This is a genomic window from Devosia salina (assembly GCF_019504385.1).
GTDB lineage: Bacteria > Pseudomonadota > Alphaproteobacteria > Rhizobiales > Devosiaceae > Devosia > Devosia salina.
The window spans coordinates 167967-185352 of record NZ_CP080590.1 but is presented as its reverse complement, the minus strand read 5'-3'; the positions used below and the strand labels follow the sequence as shown (position 1 = coordinate 185352).

15 protein-coding genes and 1 tRNA gene are annotated in these 17386 nt (G+C 62.9%); 6 read left to right on the top strand and 10 right to left on the bottom strand.

What is annotated here, in order from left to right; translation table 11 throughout:
* Nucleotides 1-51 precede the first annotated feature (51 nt).
* The 6 genes from K1X15_RS00955 to K1X15_RS00930 form a co-directional block, all read right to left on the bottom strand.
* Nucleotides 52-1572, bottom strand: a complete 1521-nt coding sequence (locus tag K1X15_RS00955) for an amidase (protein ID WP_240549609.1) — start codon at nucleotides 1570-1572, stop codon at nucleotides 52-54.
* A gap of 3 nt (nucleotides 1573-1575) precedes the next feature.
* Nucleotides 1576-2628 carry an ABC transporter ATP-binding protein gene (locus K1X15_RS00950; protein ID WP_220305667.1) on the bottom strand — a complete coding sequence of 351 codons (1053 nt, stop codon included), beginning with the start codon at nucleotides 2626-2628 and terminating at the stop codon, nucleotides 1576-1578.
* Nucleotides 2629-2633: 5 nt separating this feature from the next.
* Nucleotides 2634-3518 (bottom strand): carbohydrate ABC transporter permease, encoded by an 885-nt coding sequence (locus tag K1X15_RS00945; protein WP_220305666.1) that lies wholly within the window; start codon nucleotides 3516-3518, stop codon nucleotides 2634-2636.
* A 2-nt stretch (nucleotides 3519-3520) separates the two neighbouring features.
* Nucleotides 3521-4552 (bottom strand): carbohydrate ABC transporter permease, encoded by a 1032-nt coding sequence (locus K1X15_RS00940; RefSeq protein ID WP_220305665.1) that lies wholly within the window; start codon nucleotides 4550-4552, stop codon nucleotides 3521-3523.
* A 166-nt stretch (nucleotides 4553-4718) separates the two neighbouring features.
* A complete protein-coding gene (locus K1X15_RS00935; RefSeq protein ID WP_220305664.1) occupies nucleotides 4719-5957 on the bottom strand; it encodes an ABC transporter substrate-binding protein in 1239 nt (412 codons plus the stop codon).
* 408 nt (nucleotides 5958-6365) lie between these two features.
* Nucleotides 6366-6442, bottom strand: a tRNA-Arg gene (locus K1X15_RS00930).
* Between the two features lie 201 nt (nucleotides 6443-6643).
* On the opposite strand from K1X15_RS00930, the gene K1X15_RS00925 reads away from it, so the two are divergent.
* From K1X15_RS00925 to K1X15_RS00910, 4 genes are all read left to right on the top strand, one after another.
* The gene (locus K1X15_RS00925) at nucleotides 6644-7243 is read left to right on the top strand and encodes a DNA-3-methyladenine glycosylase I (RefSeq protein ID WP_220305663.1); all 600 of its coding nucleotides are present in this window, start codon (nucleotides 6644-6646) and stop codon (nucleotides 7241-7243) included.
* A gap of 356 nt (nucleotides 7244-7599) precedes the next feature.
* Nucleotides 7600-8340: an ATP-binding cassette domain-containing protein gene (locus K1X15_RS00920; RefSeq protein ID WP_240549608.1), complete on the top strand. Its 741-nt coding sequence runs from the start codon at nucleotides 7600-7602 to the stop codon at nucleotides 8338-8340.
* Nucleotides 8340-9368 carry an ABC transporter permease gene (locus K1X15_RS00915; protein ID WP_220305661.1) on the top strand — a complete coding sequence of 343 codons (1029 nt, stop codon included), beginning with the start codon at nucleotides 8340-8342 and terminating at the stop codon, nucleotides 9366-9368. The genes K1X15_RS00920 and K1X15_RS00915 overlap by 1 nt, the downstream gene beginning before the upstream one ends.
* A 124-nt stretch (nucleotides 9369-9492) precedes the next feature.
* Nucleotides 9493-10434 carry a sugar-binding protein gene (locus K1X15_RS00910; protein ID WP_220305660.1) on the top strand — a complete coding sequence of 314 codons (942 nt, stop codon included), beginning with the start codon at nucleotides 9493-9495 and terminating at the stop codon, nucleotides 10432-10434.
* 347 nt (nucleotides 10435-10781) lie between these two features.
* On the opposite strand, the gene K1X15_RS00905 is transcribed toward K1X15_RS00910, so the two are convergent.
* On the bottom strand, nucleotides 10782-11219 hold the full coding sequence (locus tag K1X15_RS00905) for an FKBP-type peptidyl-prolyl cis-trans isomerase (RefSeq protein WP_220305659.1): 438 nt from the start codon (nucleotides 11217-11219) through the stop codon (nucleotides 10782-10784).
* A gap of 328 nt (nucleotides 11220-11547) precedes the next feature.
* On the opposite strand from K1X15_RS00905, the gene K1X15_RS00900 reads away from it, so the two are divergent.
* Entirely contained in the window at nucleotides 11548-12120 is a 573-nt protein-coding gene (locus K1X15_RS00900) for a transglycosylase SLT domain-containing protein (RefSeq protein WP_420828359.1), read from the top strand.
* Nucleotides 12121-12156: 36 nt separating this feature from the next.
* Here K1X15_RS00900 and K1X15_RS00895 read toward each other — a convergent pair whose 3' ends face one another.
* On the bottom strand, nucleotides 12157-12543 hold the full coding sequence (locus K1X15_RS00895) for a response regulator (protein ID WP_220305658.1): 387 nt from the start codon (nucleotides 12541-12543) through the stop codon (nucleotides 12157-12159).
* A 218-nt stretch (nucleotides 12544-12761) separates the two neighbouring features.
* Here K1X15_RS00895 and polA point away from each other — a divergent pair, with 218 nt between their 5' ends.
* The gene (gene polA, locus K1X15_RS00890; protein ID WP_220305657.1) at nucleotides 12762-15683 is read left to right on the top strand and encodes a DNA polymerase I; all 2922 of its coding nucleotides are present in this window, start codon (nucleotides 12762-12764) and stop codon (nucleotides 15681-15683) included.
* A gap of 86 nt (nucleotides 15684-15769) precedes the next feature.
* On the opposite strand, the gene K1X15_RS00885 is transcribed toward polA, so the two are convergent.
* Nucleotides 15770-16210: a hypothetical protein gene (locus K1X15_RS00885; protein ID WP_220305656.1), complete on the bottom strand. Its 441-nt coding sequence runs from the start codon at nucleotides 16208-16210 to the stop codon at nucleotides 15770-15772.
* 1 nt (nucleotide 16211) lies between these two features.
* Nucleotides 16212-17372, bottom strand: coding sequence for a helix-turn-helix domain-containing protein (locus tag K1X15_RS00880; protein WP_220305655.1), 1161 nt, complete (start codon nucleotides 17370-17372; stop codon nucleotides 16212-16214).
* Between the last annotated feature and the right edge of the window lie 14 nt (nucleotides 17373-17386).

Below are 17386 nucleotides of genomic sequence, written 5' to 3'. Positions count from 1 at the left end.
ACGTATGCAAAAATGCAAGATTGTGATGTGCGTCAGCACGCGTTTTGTTGGTCAGCGGAGGCCCGGGGGCCGCTGCAGGGCGAAATCGGTGGCCACCTCGATCGCATGGCCGAACTGGACCACCAGCGCCTCGGCATGATGCCGCCCCACGATCTGCATGCCGATAGGCAATCCCTGATGGAAACCGACAGGCAGGGCGAGCACGGGGTGACCCGAGACGTTGAAGCCGATGGTGCGCATCGGCGTCCACTGGGCCTCCTTCTCGAAGGGCGCCGCCGGCAAGGCCGTGGTCAGCGCCCCCACTGTGATCAGCACGTCGTGCTGGTCGAGCAGGTCGTCGACGGCGGCGCGGAAAGCCCTGCCTGCGGCACGGGCCTTGTCCACCTCATCGCCGCTCAGCGCCACCCCCGCCGCAAGGCTGAGGAAGGCGCGGCGGCCATAGGCCTGGGGGTGATCGCGCAGCGCAGTCGCGTGCAGCCGAAAGCTTTCGGCATGAAGAATGGCGGCCACCGCCACCTCGACATCCGGGTAGTCCGGCAGCGCGACCTCGGTAACGAGTGCGCCCTGCCCCGACAGCGTCGAGACTGCGGCGTCCACGGCGTCCCGCACAGCCGGCATGGTTTGCGCATCGCTGGCAAACCAGTCGCGCGCATAGCCGATCCGCAGGCCCGAGACCGGCTCGCCAAGGCGCCGCATTGCGCTGCGCTCGCCGCTCAGCCCGGCCAGCACATCCAGGGTCAGGGCGGCCTCGGCGGTGCTGGCGGCGATCGGCCCGATATGATCGAGGCTGGGCGCCAGTTCGAGCACACCATCGGTCGGGACCAGGCCAAAGGTGGGCTTGAGCCCGACCGTGCCGCAATAGAAGGATGGCCCCCGCACCGATCCGCCGGTGTCGGTGCCCACGGTGATGCGCAGCATCCCTCCGGCCACTGCGGCCGCGCAGCCCGAGGACGAACCGCCGGTGATATGCTCGGGGTTCCAGGGATTGCGGGCCGGCGGGAAGAGGCCCCGCCTGTCTGGCCCGACCGTGGCCCATTCATAGGTGGCGAGCTTGCCCATGATGATGGCGCCCGCCGCGCGCAGCCGCCGCACCACTTCCGCGTCCTGTTCGGCAAGGGCATCGGCACGGCCCGGCGCATTGGCGGTCGTCGGCACACCGGCAACATCGATCAGGTCCTTGATGCCGACCGGGATGCCATGGAGCGGTCCGCGGTCGATGCCGGCGGCCAGATCCGCATCGGCGGCCTCGGCCTCGCGCAGCGCCGTTTCGGCTAGGACGCGATAGAAACTCAGGATGTCGGGGTCGCGGGCAGCGATGCGGGCCAGGGTCGCCCGGACCAGGGCCACGGCGCTCAGCCGTCCGTCGCGCAGCCGCTGCCCCAACTCGGAAATTGGCAGGTCGAGCACCTGGTGGTCCACGGGGGGTTGGCCGGCCAGGTCCAGCCTCTGCACGCCATCGTGCATCCAGGCGGCCAGGTGCAGCAGCCCCGCCTCTTCGACGGCCGACACCGCAATTCCATGCTCATCGAGCGCTGCCCTGACGCGGTCCTCGAAAGCGGTTTCCCGCGCCATTGCCTATGCTCCGATCCGCGTGCCGCTAGCCTGGTCGAACAGATGGCAGGCCGAGGCCGGGATGGCAATGCGGGCGCGATCGCCGATTTCGGCGCGATAGTCCTTGCCCACCTTGATGGACACCAGTTCGCCGGCGACCCGCATGGAGAGCATGGTGGCCTCACCCAGCAGTTCAACGGTATAGATGGGTGCCTCGATCTGTCCCTCGGTTTCGGCGAGGCTGGCGTCTTCCGCCCGGAAGCCAAGCGTGACAGCGCCGTCGACGCCCTGTGGCAGGCCTTCGATACGGATGCCCTCGCTGGTGAAGACCCCTTTGCTGATCGTGCCGGCGACCAGGTTCATGGCCGGTGAGCCGATGAAGCTGGCGACGAAGGTATTGGCCGGCCGGTCATAAATCTCCATGGGCGTGCCGACCTGCTGCACCACGCCCTTGTTCATCACCACCACGCGGTCGGCCAGGGTCATGGCCTCGATCTGGTCGTGGGTCACATAGATGGTGGTGGTCTTGAGTGCGTGGTGCAGGTTCTTGATCTGGGCGCGGGTTGAAACCCGCAGCTTGGCATCGAGATTGGACAGCGGCTCGTCCATCAGGAAGGCATTGGGCTCGCGCACGATGGCCCGGGCCAGGGCGACGCGCTGGCGCTGCCCGCCGGACAGGGCCGCCGGACGCCGGTCCAGGAACGGCTCCAGCTCCACCATTCGAGCTGCCTTCATGACCCGTTCATCATGCTGGTCCTGGGGTACCTTCCGGACCTTGAGCGGAAAGCGGATGTTCTCGTAGACCGTCATGTTCGGGTAGAGCCCATAGCTCTGGAACACCATGGAAATGTCGCGATCCTTGGGTTCGAGCTTGTTGACCAGCCGGTCGCCGATCCAGATTTCACCCTCGGTGATCTCCTCGAGCCCGGCGATCATGCGCATGGTCGTGGTCTTGCCGCAGCCCGAAGGCCCCAGCAGGACCAGGAATTCCTGGTCGGCGATATCGAGGTTGAAATTATCGACGCCGATGAAGTTGTTCCAGCGCTTGGAGACATTCTTGAGACGGATCTGCGCCATGGGGATCAGCCTTTCACTGCGCCTGCGGTGAGGCCGCTGACGATCTGGCGTTGGAAGAAGAGCACGAGGATGAAGAGCGGCACGGTAGCCGAGACCACGGCCGCCACCGCGTACATGACATTGCCGGTCTCCTGGATGGAGCCTAGGAAACTCGAGATCTTGGGCACCATGGTCTGGTTGTCGGCGCTCAGCAGCATCGCGGTCACCGCGAAATCATTGTAGCCAAGCAGGAAGCTGAACAGCGCCGTCGTCACCACGCCGGGCCACATGACCGGGATGATCACCATGCGAAAGGCCTGGAACCGGGTGCAGCCATCCACCATGGCGCTTTCGTCGAGATCCTTGGGGATTGAGAGGAAAAACGAGTGCAGCATCCAGAGCGTGAAGGGCTGGTTGATCGCCACAAGCACGATGATCGAGGTCGGCAGCACGCCCCAGATATTGAGCTGGAAGAAGGGCAGCAGATAGCCGGAGACCAGCGTGATATGCGGCATGGCGCGGAACACGAGCGCAGCGATCAGGATCCAGAACGCGTAATTGCGGCCAGAGCGGGCCAGGGCATAGCCGCCCAAGGTGCCCAGGGTCAGTGAAATGGCGGTGACGCTGATGGTGACGATGACCGTATTGAGCGCGGCCCGCCAGAAATCGCGTATCACCCAGGCGCCGTAATAGCCCGCGCCGGTAAAGGCCTCGCCGGTCTGACGAATGGTGGTGGTGCCGAAAATGGCGTTCCACCAGCTCTCGCGGGAGAAGAAGTCCGCCTCCACCTTGAACGATCCCCAGACCGTCCACAGGAAAGGCACGGCCGCCAGGATCACCCAGAGGACGATGAATCCGTAGATCAGCGTATTGAGCAGAACCGGGCGTTTGTGGGCCATTGCTTCGGACATGATCAAACCGCCTTGTGCTTGAATTCGCGCCAGGTGCGCACCAGCACCGGCGAGAGGAGGACGACAACACCCAGGATGGTCAGCACCGAGGTGGCGCCCGCCGAACCGAACTGCTGCGAGTCCCCGCTCAGATCGTTGTAGATCAGCCAGCTCAGCGAGGTCGCATTGGCCTCGGCAGAGAAGCCCACGATCGGCTCGAAGACGCGGAAATTGTCCATCAGCTGCACCAGCGCCACGAAGGTGGCGAGCGGCGCGAGATGGGGAATGATGACATAGCGGACACGCTCCCAGCGCGAGGCGCCGTCGATCATGGCCGATTCCAGCGTGTCGCCCGGCACGGTCTGCAGCCCGGCATAGAAGACCACGAAGGAGAAGGGCGCATTGGTCCAGACGCCATAGGTCAGCAGCGCTCCCCAGGTCAGCGCTGGCGAGGCGCGCAGCGACAGGGTCGGGTCGCTGAAGATGTGCTGGATGGTGGCGCCCAGCACGCCATTGGGGCTCAGCATCCAATAGAGGATCAGCGAACCGATCAGCGGCGTGATGATCATGGGCAGGAGCGAGAAGAAGATGATGGGGCCCTTGGTGAACTTGGGCAGGGCATTGACCGCGAGCGCGATGGCAAAGCCCAGAGCCATGGCCAGCGGCGTCACCACGAAGCAGTAGACCAGGGTAAAGATCAGCGCCTTGTAGAAAGGCAGGTTGAGGATCTGTGCGAACTTCTCGCCGGGGCCGGCTTGGGTAGCAAGGATCGCGCCCAGCTCGCTGGTGGCCAGGTGCGCGCGGTTGACATAGGTGCCCAGGCCATTGAAGCGGCCCAGCGGCTGGTCTTCGCGCAAGGCGGCCGTGGCGGCGGAGTCGACCCGAAGTTCCTTGGTGCAACCGCCGAATGGCTGGCAGTTCTCGACTTCCACCAGGATCTGTTCATGGCTGACATAGAGCGACTGCACCACGACCGAGACGATCGGCAGGGCGATGAACAGCACCATGGCGATCAGCGAGGGCAGGATGAAAGCAAAGAATGTCTTGTGCGGCATGCCCGCCTCCTCAAATCGCTTCGCCTGTCAGCGGCAAGAATGGAACGGCGGGCCCGTCGTGCAAAGCCCGGTGTTCCCCCTGTGGCGCCGGCGGCCTGGGAGCGCACGCCGATCGGGTTGCCCCCTCCCGCGGACGGGAGGAGGCGCAGCACGTCCGAGGGAGGACCTACTGGAGGAAGCCGGCCCCGCGGGCGGCCGTGTCATAGGCTGCCTTGACGTCGGCCAGGGCCTGTTCGGCGTCTTCGCTGCCGGCCATGAACTCGGCCAGCTCGGTGGAGAGCGCTGTGTGCAGCAGGCCCATATAGGGCTGCATCGGGTAGGGCCGCGCGCCGCCATTGGCGTTGGCGATCACCCCGACTGCGGCCGGGCCGGGCTCATAGCCGGCGATCAGCCAGGTGGCGACATCCTTGTTGGCCATCATCATGTCGGGCGAAATGCCGTGGACCATGGCCTGGAACGACGCCTCGGCATCCGCATCGGAAATGTTCTTGGCGATGGTGAAGCCGTCCCACCACAGCGCCGCTGCCGGGATGGACCCACCGGCAATGGTGGGCGCCGCTGCGAGAACGGTGTTTTCCACCACGCCGTCCACGGCGCCTTCATCATCGAGAACGGCCCCGGCCAGCGAGCCCCATTCGTTCATGATGGCAACCTTGCCGGCCTCGTATTCCTTCTGGATTTCGGTGGCGTCGTAGGTGAGGTAGTCGGGATCCATATAGGCGGTCATGTCGCGCATGACCTTGAGAACCGCCAGGCCGTTCTCGTTGTCGATGGTCAGCTCGGCGCTGCCGGGTGCAAAGAATTCCGCGCCCGTGCCCAGATAGTCATTGACGAATTCGGCAGCCAGATCCCAGCCGGGCTTGACCGAGGCGGCCAGCGGATACTCCATCAGGCCCGCCTCCTTGATGGCTGCAGCCGCGGCGAGCACGTCGTCATAGCTCTTGGGCGGCTCGACCCCGGCCTTTTCCAGGATGTCCTTGCGATAGAACATGTGCTGGCCATTGCCCATGAAGGCGATGGCCATGATCTTGCCGTCGATCTTGACCAGCTGGCTGGGCTGCAGGTCCTGGCCATACTTGGCCACCAGGTCGTCGAGCGGCCGGATCAGGTCGTCGTTGAGCAGTGGCACGATGGAATTGTTGGCCACCATGGCGACCGTATATTCGGCCGGGTTGATGGTCAGTGCCGGCACCTGGATTTCCTTGTGCTCGGCCGTGGCATTTGCGGTCACCGTGACCGCATCGGAGGCGCATTCCTGGGCGGCCGCATTGATCGTGCGCAGGGCCTCGAAATCATTGCTGAGGATGCGGACCGATCCCGCCTCGATGCCGCATTCGGCATAGGCGGCGCCTGCACCCAGAGCCAGGGCGGCCGTGGATACGGCCAACATCAAAATGTGCTTCATTGTTCTCTCCCGAGTTTGAGCATGCTCATGCCCACTCCGTTTCCGGCGACCACTTCCCGGCCGCCCACCCCGTCTGGCGTTCTCCACCTGCATACGTATGCATACTGGTCTTGCATTCGTATGCAAGAAGCAACTAAGCACAACATTTGTCGGTGTGCAACGCTTGTCTGACGATGCGATCGCCCGTGCAAGGTCAGATGTCCCGAAGTGGCGAGAGCTCGCGTCCAGAGCCCGACGCGATCAGGACGGAGACCCATCGCCTGCCGTGCCTGGCTGCACGTGGCCGTCACCCGGGCCTTGAATGGCAATATGTGGTGCGCGCCAGCGGCGCCAAAGGCGGGCTGCTCTAAGCTGTTGAGGACGCTTGGTTATTCGCGCGGGCAATGGTGCCCACTTTTGCACGAAAAATGGCGCACCCGGCGAGATTCGAACTCACGACCTCTGCCTTCGGAGGGCAGCGCTCTATCCAGCTGAGCTACGGGTGCAGGCCAGAATCGGGCGAGGAGCCCGATCGATCGGCCGGCAAACTAGTCGATGGGCCGGGTTTGCGCAACCGGGCAAATGCGGCCCGCACCCCTCCTGGACCCCGTTGATGAACAAATTTCGACTGGCCCGGCGCAGGGCTTGCTGCCAGAAGGTGACAGCACTGCGTGTAGACATGCCGGCGGGCAGACAAGGGGGGATAGATGAGCCTTTTTGAAGGACCCGACGGGCAAAAGCGCTGCGGCTGGTGTGCCGGGGCAGCCGAATTCGTGCCCTATCACGATCACGAATGGGGCTTTCCGGTCAGCGACGACCGGCGGCTGTTCGAAAAGCTGAGCCTGGAAGGCTTCCAGTCGGGCCTGTCCTGGCGCACCATCCTCAACAAGCGCGAGGCGTTTCGCGCCGGCTTTGCCAATTTCGAGATCGACGCGGTGGCCGCGTTCACGCAGGCTGACGTCGACCGGCTGCTGGCCGACAAGGGGATCGTCCGCCACCGGGGCAAGATCGAGGCCGTGATCAACAATGCGGCCCGCGCCCAGGACTTGATCGCCGAGGCGGGTTCGATCGCCGCCTTTGTCTGGCGTTACGAGGCCCAGGCGCCTGCGCCGCCACAAAGCCAGAGTACCAGCCCGGAATCGGAGGCGCTGTCCAAGGCCCTCAAGAAGCGCGGTTGGCGCTTTGTGGGGCCCACCACGGTCTTTGCCTTCATGCAGGCCATGGGTCTGGTCAATGACCACGCCGAGGAATGCGTGAGCCGGGCAAAGGCGGCGGAGATGCGTGAGGGGTTCAATGTCCCTAAGTGAGATCAGGTGTCGATGAGTTCTTGAAGCCCATCGTCGGCCCGACACAGCGTTCCCCCAATCTGCAGATCCTGAAAATTCGGGACCCGAAAAAAGTCTTTGCACGGGCGGCCGCCTCGCATAGCCTCATGGGGCTGCCCGTCACAGCCTATAAAATACTATTGTAGTATTATTTATCCTCCGTTATAGAAGAAGGCACGGTCGCCTTTGGGAGGAGGCGAGCGCTCACGCAGAGAACCATCGCGACGACAGGCGCCCCGTCAGGGGTGTCACCGCGGATGCGCATCTGCCGTCAAGGCGCTCATGCACCCAGAGAAAAGGTACGTACATCAAGGACCCGCCAACAAGGGGAGGACGTGTTGGCACTTCTGGAACTCAAGGGCGTGACCAAGGAATTCGGGGCCATCCGCGCCCTGTCCGACGTCAGCTTTGCCATCCAGCCCGGCGAGGTCGTGGGGCTTATGGGGGATAATGGCGCGGGCAAATCCACGCTGGTCAAGATCATGTCCGGCATTTACCAGCCAACGGCCGGCACCCTGCATTTCTCGGGCGATCGCGCCCATATCCATAGCCCCGGCGAAGCCCGGCGGCTGGGCATCGAGACGGTCTATCAGGACCTGGCGCTCGCCGATAATCTGACGGCCGCCGAGAACATCTTCCTGGGCCGGGAACTCAAGCGCCAGGTGGGGCCATTCCGCTTCCTGCGGCATGCGGCGATGAATGCCAGGGCCTCGGAACTGTTTGCCGAACTGAAGTCCGAAACCCGTAGCGGCGATTATGTGCGGCAGATGTCGGGCGGTCAGCGCCAGGCCGTCGCCATTGCCCGCACGCGGCTTTCCGATGCCAAGGTGATCCTGATGGACGAGCCGACCGCTGCCATCTCGGTGCGGCAGGTGGCCGAAGTGCTCAACCTCATCCACCGCCTCAAGGATGCCGGCATCGCCGTGATCCTGATTTCCCACCGCATGCCCGACGTCTTCGCCGTTTGCGAGCGGGTCATCGTCATGCGCCGGGGCAGCAAGGTGGCCGACAAGCCCATTGCACAATCCTCGCCCGAAGAAGTGACAGCGCTGATCACCGGCGCCAAGGAGGCCGCGTGATGTCAGACGCCCACAGCGCAACGTTCACCAATATTGGCCGCACCCGTTTCTGGCAGCGCGGCTTCCTGGCCAGCCAGTCCGCCTATGTGCTGGCGGCGCTGGTCGTGCTCATCATCGTGATGAGCTTCCTGTCGCCCAACTTTCTTACCGCCGGCAACATCTCCAATATCACCCGCAATTTCTCGTTCATTGCCATAGCCACGCTGGGCATAACGCTGGTGATCATTACCGGAGGGATCGACCTGTCCGTGGGCTCGACCATTGCCCTTTCGGCCACGGTCACCTCGCTGGCCATGAATGGCCTGAATACGGCTGGCTTCTACCCCTTCGCGGGCAGTGCGCTCCTGATCTCGCTGGTCGCAGGTCTGTTTGCGGCGGCCCTTGTGGGCCTGTTCAACGGCCTGGCCATTGCCAAGCTCAAGCTCAGCCCCTTCGTCACCACGCTGGGCACGCTCTCCATGGTGCGCGGCCTTGTCTATGTGGCGACCCAGGGGCGCGGCACCTTTCCGGCCGGTCCGGACAAGGAACTGTTCCTGGCCGTCACGGCAGGCAAATTCGGTGAGGTCCCGGTGGCCTTCTTCTACCTCATCATCTGCGCCGTGATCATGTGGGTCGCGCTCAATCACACCGCCTGGGGCAAGCATGTCTTTGCCATTGGCAGCAATGAGAATGCGGGCCGGCTGACGGGCGTCAATGTCGATCGGGTCAAGATCCAGGTCTATGTGCTGTGCTCGCTCGCGGCAGGGCTCAACGGCATCATCATTTCGGGCTGGCTCGGCTCGGCCCCCGCCAATCTGGCGACGGCTTATGAGCTGACCATCATTGCCGCTGCGGTGATTGGTGGCGCCAATCTGGCCGGCGGTGTCGGCGGGGCGGCCGGCGCCATTATCGGCTGCGTGCTTATCGAGGTGATCCGCAACGGCCTGGTCCTGGCGCGGGTCGACCCATACTGGCAGCAGACCCTGGTCGGCGCGATCATTGTTGCCGCCGTGCTGGTGGACCGCCTCCGTTCCTCCCGGAACGGCTGAGTTTACATCGCAATCGCCACGTCCGGCCGAGGGAGCCGGGCGGGTGTCAGAAGGCCGGCGGAACTGTTTCGCCGGCAACGGAAGCGGCTTGCCCAAAGGCAGGTCCAAAAAGGAGGAGACTACCATGACCAAGACCGCCATCGTGCTCGGCACGATCGCCACCATGTTCCTGGGCGGCACCGCCATTGCCCAGGACAATTACACCTTCGCTGTCGTGCCCAAGGCGATGAACAACCCGTTCTTCGACCTGGCCCGTGACGGTTGCGAGGCCCGGGCTGCCGAACTGGGCAATGTGACCTGCCTCTATATCGGCCCGGTCGAGCACGAAGCCACCACCCAGGCCCAGATCATCGAAGACCTGATCACCCAGGGCGTGGATGGCCTGGCCATCTCGGTGTCCGACATTGCCGCGGCCACCACGGTGATCGACCGCGCCACCGAAGCCGGCATCGCCGTCATCACCTTCGACTCCGATGCGCCCGACAGCACCCGCACCGCCTATGTCGGCACCGACAACAAGCTTTTCGGTGAAGATCTGGGCAAGCTCCTGCTGCAGGTGGCCCCCGATGGCGGCACCTATGGCATGATCTCGGGCGGCGCCGCGGCCCCCAACCTGGCGCTGCGCGTTGATGGCGTGCGTGAAGCCCTGGCCGGTTCGAACTGGACCGAAGTGCCCGGCTCGCCGACCTTCTCGAACGACGACATTGCCCTGGCCGTGCAGCAGATGGGCGATCTCAAGACCGCCAATCCTGACATCAAGGCCATCGTGCCGGTTGGCGGCTGGCCGATGTTCGCGCCCGATGGATGGAAGAACTTCGTCGACCAGTACAAGGCAGATGTGGATAGCGGGGCGCTCGCGCTGGTCGTTGCCGACACGCTGCCCCAGCAGCTGCAACTGCTCAAGGAAGGCTATGCCCATGGGCTGGTCGGTCAGCGTCCCTATGAAATGGGCCAGAAGGCCATGGATACGCTGCTAGCCATCAAGAATGGCGAGACGGTCGACGAGATCATCTACACGGGCAATGACATTGTCACCCAGGACAATGTCGATGACTTCCTGAAGTAAGCAATAGCCGCCGCCGGCCTCGGACCGGCAACGGCTATCTCCCGGGCGCCCGGCCGCGATTCGTCGCGTCCGGGCGTTTTTCTATCGGACATGGGCAGGGCGCATCGTGGATGGGGACCATCAAGCGGCCGTCGGCCACCCGCCATTCGCGCCGCTACTCGACCATAGGTCTCGTGGCCTGCTTCGCTCTGGTCACGTCACCGGCGTGCCCAGCCCTTCGGGGACGGGGCGGAGTCTCGTGGCCTGTTCCGGCTTGAAGCCTCCGCCGGAGCAAGACCCCTCATCCGCCCTGCGGGCACCTTCTCCCACAAGGGGAGAAGGGAAGAGGATGCGGCTTAGGTGACGCCTCAGGCCACTTTGACAACCTCGACCAGCTCGACGTCGAAGACCAGGTCCTTGCCGGCGAGCGGGTGGTTGGCATCGACGGTGACGGACTGCTCGTCCACACCCACCACGGTGATCGGCAGCATGCCGCCATCGGCGGTGCGGGCCTGGAGCTGGGTGCCGACCTGGAGGTCGATGCCGGCGGGGACCTTGTCGCGGTCGAGCTGCTGGACGGCATCGTCACGGCGCGGGCCATAGGCGGCCTCAGCGGGGATGGTCACGGTGCTTTTGGTGCCGGTTTCCATGCCATCGACATGCTGCTCGAGCCCCTTGATCACCTGGCCCTGGCCAAGAGTGAATTCGAGCGGCGCGCGGCCTTCGGAGCTGTCGAACTGGGTGCCATCGGTCAGACGGCCGGAATAATGGATGCGCACAGTGTCGCCGGTTGCGGCAGTGGTCATGGGACGAGCCTTTCGGAATTGTCTCTTGCCCTCGCCAGGAGGAGGGCCTTCAGGGTCAGTCGCGCAATGGGCCGCCCGGCCAACAAGGGGCGGAGCGGCTCGGTGGCGGCAAGTGGGCTTGCCGCAAAAGCGCACGACGGCGAAGGCCCAAGTCTAGGGCATCGCGCCCAGATGTAAACCTTTGGCGGCCAAGCCCCGTGGCACGGGCGGTTTTTGGCGGCATCGGTCCGGTCACACTTGCCCCGGCGTCGCATTTCCGCCATCAAGCCGCCGCGTTTGACATTTAGCGGGCGAGAGACAGGAATTCCGGCGCGTGAGAGGTATGTGCATGACGGCCCGGCCGCTCCCCATCGCAGGTTCCGTTGCCCTGGCCCTGGTTCTGGCCGGGTGCTCGATGGCCGGCATCAAGCCGATGCCCGGCAACAAATCGGCGAGCGCCGCCATTGCCAGCTTTGCGCCGGTGGCCGCGACCCCAGCCGGGCATGTGCCCAAGGCCGCCGCCGTGCCGGCCGCGCCCAGTTCGCTGCTGCTTGGCTACGCCGGAAGCGAGCGCGGACCGCTTGATGGGCTGATCGCCCATTATGCGACCCAGTACAATGTGCCCGAGCACCTGGTGCGGCGCGTCATCGTGCGCGAGAGCGGCTATAATCCGGCGGCGCGCAATGGTCCCTATTATGGGCTCATGCAGATATCCCACGCCACGGCACGCGGCATGGGTTATCGCGGCGAAGCGGCGGGCCTGCTCGATGCCGAGACCAATCTGCGCTATGCCGTGCGCTATCTCGCCGGCGCCTATGTGACAGCCGGGGGCAATGACGATCGCGCGGTGCAGTTCTATGCCAATGGCTATTACTACGACGCCAAGCGGCTGGGATTGCTGGAAAAAAGCGGGTTGCGCTGATCACCGGCGCCGCACAGGCGCCGGCTTGCCGCCGGATTACTCGGCCATGGGCGCGAGCAGTTCGGCAAGCCTGACCGTGAGGTCCTCTTCCCGATACGGCTTTTCCAGCCAGGGATAATCGAAGCTCTGACCTTCGGGCACGTCCGAATAGCCGGTGGTAAGCAGCACGGGTATGCCCGGGTGCAGGGCCCGCGCGGCCTCGGCCAGCTCCAGCCCGGTCATGCCGGGCATGGCATAGTCGGTTATCAGCACGTCGATATCGGAACGCTTCTGCATCAAGGTCAGCGCCTCATGGGCGGAAAACGCCTCGATTGCGGTGTGTCCCAGCTCTTTCAAAATGTCTGCAGTATTGAGGGTAATCAAGGCATCGTCATCCACCACCAGAATAGTGGTGCCCGGTCCCCTCATAGGGGTGATCTGCACGGGTGTCCTTAAAGGCCCCACCGGGCCTGTTGGCGGAAGGGCGGAACTCCGCCTTCCTATCGGTTTCCAAACTAGGGGGATAAAAGTGGCGAAGATAGGTCCCTCACGGCAATCGTGAACGCCTGTCGCCCTGCTGACACAAGCGGGCAGAAATGGGTGCCATGATCGGGCCCGAGGCGATAAAGTCGCCGCCGAACGGACCAAAGGGAATCGCCAACATGCATCTGCTGCTCGTCGACGGCTCGGGCTATATCTTCCGCGCCTTCCACGCTTTGCCGCCCCTGAGCCGCAAGTCGGACGGGCTGCCGGTGGGCTGCGTGCAGGGGTTCTGCAACATGCTCTACAAGCTTACCCAGGACCTGGATGGCGACGAACCACCCACCCATATGGCGGTGATTTTCGACGCCAAGGGCAAGACCTTCCGCGACGATCTCTATCCGCAGTACAAGGCGCAGCGCCCGCCTGCGCCCGAAGAGCTGGTGCCGCAATTTCCGCTGACCCGCTCGGCCACGCGCGCCTTTTCCATTCCCTCGATCGAAATGGAGGGCTGGGAGGCCGACGATATCATGGCCACCTATGCCGTGATGGCGCGGGACAAGGGGTTCAAGGTCACCATCGCCTCCTCGGACAAGGACCTGATGCAGCTGGTGGAGCCCGATGGCTCGATCCGTCTGCTCGATACCATTCCGCGCCCCGGGCAGCCGCCGCTGCGGTGGATCGGGCCCGATGAAGTGTTCACCAAATTCGGGGTGACGCCGGACAAGGTGATCGACGTGCAGGCGCTGTGCGGCGACAGCGTCGACAATGTCCCGGGCGTGCCGGGCATTGGGGTCAAGACCGCGGCCGAGCTGATCAATACCTATGGCGATCTCGAAACCCTGCTCGCCCGCGCCGAGGAGATCAAGCAGCCGGCCCGGCGGCAGAAGCTGATCGAGAATGCCGAGCTGGCCCGCATTTCCAAGACGCTGGTGACGCTGGAACAGAAGGTGCCGGTCGAGATCGACCTTGATGGCCTGGTGCGTCAGCCGATGAGCCCATCGGCGCTGTTCCCGTTTTTGAAGGCGATGGAATTTGCCAGCATCACCAAGCGGCTGGCGACCCTGCTCGAGGCCAATCCGGATGATTTCGAGCCCGATCCGGAGCTGGCGGCCAACAAGGAGAGCCCGGTCCCCGGCGCGCCCCAGAAATCGACCACGCTCTCGGTGGCCAAGGCCAAGCTGGCCGCCAATGTGGTGCCCGGTTCCGGTCCGGCCCGCTTTGCCGCCGAGGAGCATGCCCGCGTCAAGGCCATTCCGGTCAATTACGACGCCTATGAGATCGTCACCACGCCCGAGGCGCTGGAGCGCTGCATCGCGAAAATCGTCGACAAGGGGCATGTCGCCATCGACACCGAGACCACCGGGCTCGACCCGCAGATGGCGGACCTGGTGGGCGTGTGCCTCTCCACCGAGATCGGCGAGGGCTGCTATATCCCGGTGGGCCACGCCAAGCCCGGCGACCTCCTGGGTGGCGGAGGGCTGGTCGAGGGGCAATTGCCCATTGGATTCGTGCTCGAGGCCCTCAAGCGCGTGCTCGAGGACCAGTCGATCCTCAAGATCGGGCAGAACGTCAAATATGACATGGAAGTGCTGGCCCGCTATGGCGTCGCCATGGCGCCGATCGACGACACCATGCTCATTTCCTATGCGCTGGATGGCCCGCGCTATAATGGCATGGACGTCTTGGCCGACCATTGGCTCAACCACAAGACCATCACCTATGGGGAACTGGCCGGCACCGGCAAGAACCAGAAGAGCTTCGATCAGCTCGATATCCCTGCCGCCGCCCGCTACGCCGCCGAGGATGCCGACATCACGCTGCGGCTCTGGCATGTGCTGAAACCGCGCCTCGCCGCGGAAAACGTCACCACGCTCTATGAGACCATCGAGCGGCCGTTGGCCCCGGTGCTGGCGCGGATGGAAGCGCGCGGCGTCATGGTCGACCGGCAGATTCTCGCCCGGCTCTCGGGCGACTTCGCCCAGCGCGCCGCCGCGCTCGAGGCCGAGGCGCATGAACTGGCCGGGCAGAGCTTCAATCTCGGCTCCCCCAAGCAGTTGGGCGAAATCCTTTTCGACAAGATGGGGCTCGAAGGCGGCAGCAAGACCAAGACCGGCGCCTGGTCGACCGGCGCCGATGTGCTCGAGGACCTGGCCTTGAAGGGCGTGCCGCTGGCCCGCACCATTGTCGACTGGCGCCAGCTCACCAAATTGAAGGGCACCTATACCGATGCCCTGCCCACCTATATCAATCCGCGCACCGGGCGCGTGCACACCTCCTACCAGCAGGCCAGCGTGCTGACCGGGCGCCTCTCCTCCAACGAGCCGAACCTGCAGAACATTCCGGTGCGCACCGAGGATGGGCGAAAGATCCGCACCGCCTTCATTGCCCCGCCGGGCAAGGTGCTGATTTCGGCCGACTACAGCCAGATCGAGCTGCGCGTCCTGGCGCATATCGCCAATATCCAGGCCCTCAAGGACGCTTTCGAGGAAGGGCTGGACATTCACGCCATGACGGCGAGCGAAATGTTCAACGTGCCGGTGGAAGGCATGCCATCGGATGTGCGCCGTCGCGCCAAGGCGATCAATTTCGGCATCATCTATGGCATTTCCGCCTTCGGCCTCGCCAATCAACTTGGGATCGAGCGCGGCGTCGCAGGCGACTATATCAAGACCTACTTCGAGCGCTTCCCGGGCATCAAGGACTATATGGACGCCCAGAAGGCGCGGGTGAAGGCCGACGGGCATGTGATGACCATTTTCGGCCGGCGGATCCAATTCCCCAATGCCAATTCGGGCAATCCGTCCGAACGCAGCTTTGTCGAACGCGCCTCCATCAATGCCCCCATCCAGGGGTCAGCGGCCGACATCATCCGCCGCGCCATGATCCGCATGGAGCCGGAACTGAAAAAGGCCGGGGTGGAAGCCGACATGCTGCTGCAGGTGCATGACGAACTGATCTTCGAGGTGCCGGAAGGGACCGAGGATCAGGCTATTCCGGTGATTAAGCAGGTGATGGAATCAGCGGCTGAACCGGCGGTGCGGCTGACGGTTCCGATCCAGGTGGATGCGCATGCGGCGAAGAATTGGGATGAGGCGCATTAGACAGCGTGCCAAAGGCAAAATCGCTCCGGGGGAGCGATTTTAGCTGGCTAGGCCCGGAGAGCTATGCTCGCAGGGCAGTGGGCATCTCAAATGCCAACACCGGCGAAGTAACTTTGAGAAGAAAACACTGGGATGCCGTACTTCCCACCAATATCGTGAATAGTTGAGAATACGATCGAGGTGTGGTCGGAAATCACACCGTAGTCGTTCTCCAACGCCGTCGCCGCCAAGAAAACCGCTGCGTCGTTTCCCTTAAGTCTATTGCTGCCTACCTTGCTGTCGGCAATGGCAAGGGCGCGTTGCAACACGCGCTCATCAGGCACCAACACCCTGTCTTGTTCGGCTATAAAGGACGACTTCAAAGGTGGGAAGCCGTTGAAGAACTCTTTTTCGCAAAAGCAGCAGAACAATGTCCCAGCAACACACAATTCTACACAGTGGGATATTTTTTGATTATTTCCCGACGAGAAAATATCATGAGCCGTTCGGTAATCTATTAGCCAACCATTTACTTCTGGAAGCGACATGTCAGTTGGCCGCCCTATCAAACCGCCGCTGGGCGAGATCAAAGGCCGCGTCTTGTATGCTATCTGCGAGTCCCAGTCCCACTACGACGTCGTGGCGGTCAATAATTCTCGCTTTGATCGCGGCAGCGGAGAGAAACGTTGGCAGATATCCAAGCTCGCCGAGGCGCTTCGCATGGACATGCCCCCCAGCCACCTCCGGCTCGTCGTCCTTTTCCACCCTAGGATTTTTGAAAACATTGGCCAGCCAACTATTCAGTGCTGACTGGCTAAGATAGCCAGTTTCGACCAATCTAATTCCTGTGGCGTGCATGCTAAGCAGAGCACGATTCGAAACAGCCTTGATCAGCCTATCGGTGCTTTGGAAACGATCTTTAGGCAGATGCTCGACCAAATCAATAAACTGGTCTTTAGGAGCCAGAAATTCTGCAGCAAACCGATTACACACTGCTTCAGTCGAGTTCCGAGAAACAAAAGGATCCGATATCCCTTCAGCGCCTATTATGTAATGGCAATACTCGTGCAACAGTGTGAAAAGTTGCGCCTTCTTTGAGTAAATCTTTCTATTAACGAATATTGAAGGAATGCCGACCTCGGGGTCCGCATAAAAACCCGTATAATCCGCCGTCGGAGCGTCGTTGATGTTGACTAAATTGCCCTGAAATTCAAAATACAGACGAAACGCAGCTAAGAACTTTTGTTCGCTGGCACCTGCGAACTGGAAGCCGTCGAATCTTGGCTGTAGCCATTCCTCAAATTCTGCGCGCAGCTTCCTGGCAAAATCGATCGTCGGCTCAGGCTTGCTTCTAGTTAGTTGCTCGGGTTTGAAACCCAAAGCGTCCATTAGTTGCTTAGTATACTCTGAGGCATTTTCTACGGCCCAAATTCGATGCATGCCTCGTGGCGAGGGAGCAGCAGGCCTGGGCCTCTCCTGGCGAAAATCAGGTAGATTAGGCTCTAGGTTGGGTAGGGTCTTGGATGCGAATATATACGGAGCGACACCATAAACACCCGCCAACGCGGTCAACTGGTTATATGACGGCTCGCGCGATCCAGCCTCAAAATCCTCGAGCCTGCCTGCGCTAATTCCAGTGCGGTCCGCAACCTGAGCAATAGAGAATTGACGTTGCTCGCGGACCTGCCGCAGTATCTTGTTAACTTCCATGGACTTCACGAGGC

Bases quoted from the DNA above. Each gene is read 5' to 3' on its own strand.
- K1X15_RS00955 (WP_240549609.1), bottom strand. From the start codon at position 1,572: ATGGCGCGGGAAACCGCTTTCGAGGACCGCGTCAGGGCAGCGCTCGAT.
- K1X15_RS00950 (WP_220305667.1), bottom strand. From the start codon at position 2,628: ATGGCGCAGATCCGTCTCAAGAATGTCTCCAAGCGCTGGAACAACTTC.
- K1X15_RS00945 (WP_220305666.1), bottom strand. From the start codon at position 3,518: ATGTCCGAAGCAATGGCCCACAAACGCCCGGTTCTGCTCAATACGCTG.
- K1X15_RS00940 (WP_220305665.1), bottom strand. From the start codon at position 4,552: ATGCCGCACAAGACATTCTTTGCTTTCATCCTGCCCTCGCTGATCGCC.
- K1X15_RS00935 (WP_220305664.1), bottom strand. From the start codon at position 5,957: ATGAAGCACATTTTGATGTTGGCCGTATCCACGGCCGCCCTGGCTCTG.
- K1X15_RS00925 (WP_220305663.1), top strand. From the start codon at position 6,644: ATGAGCCTTTTTGAAGGACCCGACGGGCAAAAGCGCTGCGGCTGGTGT.
- K1X15_RS00915 (WP_220305661.1), top strand. From the start codon at position 8,340: ATGTCAGACGCCCACAGCGCAACGTTCACCAATATTGGCCGCACCCGT.
- K1X15_RS00910 (WP_220305660.1), top strand. From the start codon at position 9,493: ATGACCAAGACCGCCATCGTGCTCGGCACGATCGCCACCATGTTCCTG.
- K1X15_RS00905 (WP_220305659.1), bottom strand. From the start codon at position 11,219: ATGACCACTGCCGCAACCGGCGACACTGTGCGCATCCATTATTCCGGC.
- K1X15_RS00900 (WP_420828359.1), top strand. From the start codon at position 11,548: ATGACGGCCCGGCCGCTCCCCATCGCAGGTTCCGTTGCCCTGGCCCTG.
- polA (WP_220305657.1), top strand. From the start codon at position 12,762: ATGCATCTGCTGCTCGTCGACGGCTCGGGCTATATCTTCCGCGCCTTC.
- K1X15_RS00885 (WP_220305656.1), bottom strand. From the start codon at position 16,210: ATGTCGCTTCCAGAAGTAAATGGTTGGCTAATAGATTACCGAACGGCT.
- K1X15_RS00880 (WP_220305655.1), bottom strand. From the start codon at position 17,372: ATGGAAGTTAACAAGATACTGCGGCAGGTCCGCGAGCAACGTCAATTC.